This window comes from Streptomyces sp. NPDC005141 (assembly GCF_053599975.1).
Map to the genome: position 1 here is coordinate 1 of NZ_JBSFYW010000162.1, position 1,475 is coordinate 1,475.

Below are 1,475 nucleotides of genomic sequence, written 5' to 3' on the forward strand. Positions count from 1 at the left end.
GGGTCTATCAGGAATCAGGTGTGGTTCGTCTGCTTGGCCTACAGGTTCTTCGGTGGGCTGATCGGCTCACACTCGTCCGGCGGTAAGGCGGCCGTCGAAGAGGACGTCGAACTCGTTGAGGGCGGATTTCCAGCGGTTGTTCCAGCGCTGGCGGCCGCGGCCGGTGGGGTCGAGGGCGAGGGTGGCGAGGTAGAGGCGCTTGAGGGCGGCCTGCTCGTTGGGGAAGTGTCCGCATGCCTGGGCCGCGCGCCGGTACCGGGCGTTGAGGGACTCGATCGCGTTGGTCGTGTAGACGACCTGACGGATCGCGTCGGGCAGGCCGAGGAAGGGCACGAACTCGCTCCATGCCCGCTCCCAGGTCCCGGCGATCGACGGATAGCGTTTGCCCCACTTGCCGTCGAAGTCGGCCAGCCGCTGGCGAGCCTCGTCCTCGTTGACGGCGGTGTAGACAGGCTTGAGGTCACGGGCGAGTTCGGCCCAGTCTCGGCGCGAGGCATAGCGCAGGCTCGCGCGGATGAGGTGGACCACGCAGGTCTGCACGACGGTCTGCGGCCAGACGGTGCCGACCGCGTCGGGCAGCGCGCTCAGCCCGTCGCAGACCAGCATCAGTACATCGCGGACGCCTCTGTTCTTGATCTCGGTCAGGACGGTCTGCCAGTACTTGGCGCCCTCGCCGCCGTCGCCGGCCCACAGTCCGAGGATCTCCCGGTAGCCGTCGGCGGTGACCGCGATGGCCACATAGATCGGCCTGTTGGCGACATGACCGTCGCGGACCTTCACGTGCACGGCGTCGATGAAGACGACCGGGTAGACCGCGTCCAGCGGGCGCGTGCGCCATTCCGCCATCGACTCCAGGGCCTTGTCAGTGATCGTGGAGATGGTCTCCTTCGTCGTCGTCATGCCATAGGTCTGGGCGAGGTGGGAGACGATCTCCCCGGAGGTCAGGCCCTTCGAGGTCAGCGAGATGACCAGATCGTCCAACGCGCCGGTCCGACGGGCGTACTTGGGCAGCATCCGGGGCTGGAAAGTGCCCAGCCGGTCACGCGGAATCTGCACCGTGACGGTGCCGACCTCCGTCATCACCTTCTTGCTCCGGTAGCCGTTGCGCATGTTGCCGCCCGAGCGCGAACCGCGTCCACCGGCCCGGCCGGCCCCGGCGGCCAGGTGCTCGTCCATCTCGGCTTCCAGAGCGGCCTGCATCAGGTGCTGGGCCAGCTCGGGCAGCAGCCCGCCCTCACCCATCAGCCGCAGACCGTCCCCGCGGACCTTCTCGGCCGCGAGCGCGGCCAGCTCCTCCAGCAGCTCACTGGACAGACCGTTTTGCGACACCGGCATCGACTTCACGTCGGCACCATCAACGTTCACGCCGACCTCGGCAAGCGACACGCTGTCCACGGCCCCGATCAGGTGATCAGTCGTCGTACTCATCAGGCTCACTCCTTCGAGGAGGTCAACACCTGATTCATGACACTCCC

1 protein-coding gene is annotated in these 1,475 nt (G+C 67.3%); it reads right to left on the reverse strand.

The window, feature by feature from the left end; translation table 11 throughout:
- Positions 1 to 66: 66 nt before the first annotated feature.
- Positions 67 to 1,335, reverse strand: a complete 1,269-nt coding sequence (locus tag ACWD68_RS41850) for an IS256 family transposase (protein ID WP_451811714.1) — start codon at positions 1,333 to 1,335, stop codon at positions 67 to 69.
- Positions 1,336 to 1,475 lie beyond the last annotated feature (140 nt).

Excerpts from the sequence above, each read along its gene's own strand:
- ACWD68_RS41850 (WP_451811714.1), bottom strand. The coding sequence starts at position 1,335 with ATGCCGGTGTCGCAAAACGGTCTGTCCAGTGAGCTGCTGGAGGAGCTG.